Source organism: uncultured Leptotrichia sp. (assembly GCF_938036635.1).
Taxonomy (GTDB): domain Bacteria; phylum Fusobacteriota; class Fusobacteriia; order Fusobacteriales; family Leptotrichiaceae; genus Leptotrichia; species Leptotrichia hongkongensis.
The window spans coordinates 1-3,955 of record NZ_CALHQO010000224.1 but is presented as its reverse complement, the minus strand read 5'-3'; the positions used below and the strand labels follow the sequence as shown (position 1 = coordinate 3,955).

General features: G+C 29.6%; 4 protein-coding genes and 1 pseudogene. All 5 read left to right on the top strand.

Annotation, left to right across the window (positions count from 1 at the left end; all coding sequences use genetic code 11):
• A pseudogene (locus Q0370_RS04330) lies at window positions 1–181 on the top strand (hypothetical protein); the annotation flags it as partial.
• A gap of 125 nt (window positions 182–306) precedes the next feature.
• The gene (locus Q0370_RS04325) at window positions 307–1,482 is read left to right on the top strand and encodes a chorismate mutase (protein WP_299572610.1); all 1,176 of its coding nucleotides are present in this window, start codon (window positions 307–309) and stop codon (window positions 1,480–1,482) included.
• Between the two features lie 58 nt (window positions 1,483–1,540).
• Window positions 1,541–2,257 (top strand): pseudouridine synthase, encoded by a 717-nt coding sequence (locus tag Q0370_RS04320; protein WP_299572607.1) that lies wholly within the window; start codon window positions 1,541–1,543, stop codon window positions 2,255–2,257.
• Window positions 2,258–2,282: 25 nt separating this feature from the next.
• Window positions 2,283–3,098, top strand: a complete 816-nt coding sequence (locus Q0370_RS04315) for a shikimate dehydrogenase (RefSeq protein ID WP_299572604.1) — start codon at window positions 2,283–2,285, stop codon at window positions 3,096–3,098.
• A 29-nt stretch (window positions 3,099–3,127) separates the two neighbouring features.
• The coding region (locus tag Q0370_RS04310) for a hypothetical protein (protein ID WP_299572601.1) at window positions 3,128–3,955 on the top strand (828 nt) is incomplete at its 3' end.

Below are 3,955 nucleotides of genomic sequence, written 5' to 3'. Positions count from 1 at the left end.
GTATAGTGTGGGAGATTCTAAAACGAAAGATGAATACAAGCAGATGTCAAGTGGACAGATGTCAATGCTTGTAGAAGAAGAATATAGAAATCTGGAAAATATTTTAAATACAAGAGCGATGGAAGGAACAATCGAAAAAAAGGCGGCAGCAGGTAAAAAAATTGAAAAAATTGTACAGTAACTACGACAAATATTTTGATAGATATATTGATGCCTCGAGATTATCCGCTGAAAATAAAGAAAAATTAAAAAAGCTATGTTATAATAAAACAGTTCGTTTTTATAAAAAGAAAAAAGGGAAGATGAATGGATATAAATAAAAATTTGGATTTGGAAGAAATTCGGGAAAAAATTGATAGATTGGATAGCCAGCTGGTGAAACTGCTGGAAGAAAGGCTACATATTGTACAGGAAGTGGCACAGTTTAAAAAATTAACTGGAAAGAAGATTTTTGATGAAAAACGAGAAAAGGAAGTTATTCAGAAAAATTTAGAAAGAGTTGAAAATAAGGAACTGAATCATTATATTGAGTTGATTTTAAAGGATATTATGGATTCCAGTAAGGAATACCAGAAGTTTAAAATTGGTATTTCAACTAGATATGTGAATGATTTAGAATTGGAAAATAAAAAACTAGGATATACGGGAGTGCCTGGTTCCTATGCGTATGAAGTACTAATGAACTTACTTAAGAATAATAAAAATTCAAATATTTATAATATTGAAGAGAATAAAAATATTTTTCATTTTAATTCACATAAAGATTTGGTAGAGGCTGTACATACTAATCAAATCGATATTGCAATATTGCCGATAGAAAATTCCATCGTGGGAGAAGTTCGAGACAGTATTGACTTGATAAATACAAAAAATATCCATATAATTGGAGAAGTCAGACATAAGATTTCACACAACTTGCTTGGTGTAAAAGGAAGTAAAATTGAAGATATAAAAAACATTTATTCTCACGAACAGGCTTTTATGCAATGTTCAGAATTTTTATCAAAGCATGAGTGGCATCTTAATCGAATGACAAATACTGCAATTAGCGGAAAATACATCGCATCAAAAGATAAAAAGGAAAATGCCTGTATCGCAAATATGAAAACAAAAGAAGTATACAACTTGGAATTACTAAAGGAAAATATTAATAATGAAGAAGAAAACTATACGAGATTTTTTATCATTTCAAATGAGGATATTGTAATTGATGGAAGTGATAAAATAAGTATAGTAACGAGTGCAAATAATGAGTCAGGAGCATTAATTGGACTATTGCAGATTTTTTATAAATATGGTCTAAATATGGTGAATCTGAAGTCACGGCCAAGAGTAAGTAAACCTTGGGAATATTATTTTTACATTGATTTTGAAGGAAATATGTCTAGTGAGAAAGTAAAAATGGCACTTGAGGAAATGAGAGAAAAATCTAATTATTTACAAATTCTTGGAAATTATAAGCTGTATAATTTAGAAATATAAATAAATTTACATTTTAAAATTTTTGATTTTAGCCTAGTTTTAAAGGAGCTTGAGAATAATGAGACTGGATAAATTTTTGGCAAATTCGGGAATTGGAACACGAAAAGAAGTCAAGGATATTTTAAAAAATAAGAAAATTAGTGTTAATGATATTTTTGTAAAAGATGGAAAAATTCAGATTGATGAAGAAAAAGATATTGTAAAATATGAAGATAAAATTATTTATTATAAGCCATTTGTCTATATTATGATGAATAAGCCCGCTGGAGTAATTTCGGCAACGGAAGATAGTCATCATAAAACAGTTATTGATTTGTTGAATAATGAATACAGAACTTATGATATTTTTCCAGTCGGACGGCTGGATATTGATACGGAAGGCTTGCTATTGCTTACAAATGATGGAGTTTTGTCACATAATTTACTTTCTCCTAAAAAACATATAGATAAGAAATATTATGTAAAAATAGCAAATTCTCTTAGTGATGACGATATAAAAATGTTGGAAAATGGAATAAAATTGGAAGAAAATTTTGTAACAAAAAAGGCAAAAGTTGAAATAATTTGTAATAATTCTGAAAAAAATGAAAATTTGGCATATATAACAATTTCTGAAGGAAAGTTTCATCAAGTAAAGAGAATGTTTAAAGCTGTCAATAATGAAGTTCTTTATTTGAAGCGAGTAAAAATGGGGGGTCTTTCGCTGGATGAAAAATTGAAACTTGGAGAATATCGTGAATTGACAGAGGAAGAATTGAATAATTTGAAAGTTTAATTTGTAGAAAGAAGGAAACAATAAAATGGAAAAATTTGGATTATTAGGAGAAAAATTGGGACATAGCTATTCAAAGGAAATTCATGAAATTTTTTTTGAGCTGACTGGAAAAAAAGCAAGCTATAAGATGATTGAAAAGGAGATTGGTGAAATTGGGGAATTGATGGAAAGCATAAGAAATGGCGAATTTAATGGTATTAATGTTACAATTCCTTACAAGTTGGAAGTTATTAAATATTTAGATGAAGTATCAGAAACTGCTAAGAAGATTGGGGCAGTGAATACGATAACATGTCGAGATGGCAAGCTGATTGGAGACAACTCTGATTATTTTGGATTTTTGAAAACTTTGGAGTTAAATGATATTGACGTAAATGGTAAAAAAGTGCTTGTGCTTGGAACTGGGGGAGCTTCAAAGGCTATTTACAATGGGCTGATTGACAGTGGTGCCGAAAATATTTTTCTTGCTACAATTATTGAAAATGACCCCTTTAATGTGAGAACACAAGACAGGCTGATTCATTATTCAGCAATTGCAGGACTTAGGGATATTGAGCTTATTGTAAACTGTACTCCAGTTGGAATGTACCCTGCGGTTGATAACTGTCCGCTTGAAGAAAAAAACTTGATTAATGCAAATGCAGTTGTGGATATTGTTTACAACCCGAAAGAAACTGTTCTTATGATAAAATATAAGTTAAAGGGAGTAAAAGTGGCAAATGGACTAGTAATGCTTATTTCGCAAGCAATAAAATCTGAAGAAATTTGGCATAATGAAGAATACAGCAAAGAAATTATAAAAGAGATTCATAAAAGATTAGAAAAAAAATTATACAAATAAAAACAAAGTTGAGAAGAAAGGAAAATTTAATGTTAAAAAAAATAATAATAGGAATACTCATTTTTTCAAGTATTGGTTTTGCACGAACAAACAAGGAGATTATTGATGCAGGCAATGAAAAACAGAAAGGAATTTTTGACAAATATTTTAATTCATCGTCAGCAGTAAAAAATGGAACAGCAGTTGCAAATTCTGCCTATGCCGATGTAATGACAAGTTTATATAATGAAAATCGTGCATATTTTGATAAAGAATTTGGAAGACTTACTGGAAATAGGCGTTCTAATTTTAGAACAATGTATGCGTTTTATAGTGATTATATTGTGGAATACCGAAAATTTTTACAAAATGCCTTTGGAGCATTTTTGGCTGATACAGGGGAATTTCAGTCATATGCTTACACAAATAATTATTTGTTGCTGGAAACATTCAACTTGAATATGAATACTTATCTTGAAGCTGAAAAAGATGCTAAAACTGTGGATGAAAATATAAATGCAATCTACGACTATTTATATAGCGAAGGAGATAAAATTCAAAAGGAAGATTATAAAGGAATGTCAAGCAGTAAAATGCAGACACTTGTGAATGAAGAGTATGACAAGCTGGAAAGAGTGCTGGATATAAGAGGAAACGAAGGAAAGGAAAAGAAAAAGGCTGCAAATGTCGCAAAATCAAGCTTAAAAAAATTAAGAAAACTTTATAGTAATTATGATAAATGGTTTGATGATTATGTGGATACATCATCATTGTCTTACGAAAACAAGGAAAAATTAAAAAAACTAGCAAAATTTGAAAATATTTCAAATCTTAAGTTTATAGCGCAATCAATTGAGAAAAAAGAAAATAACAACAAA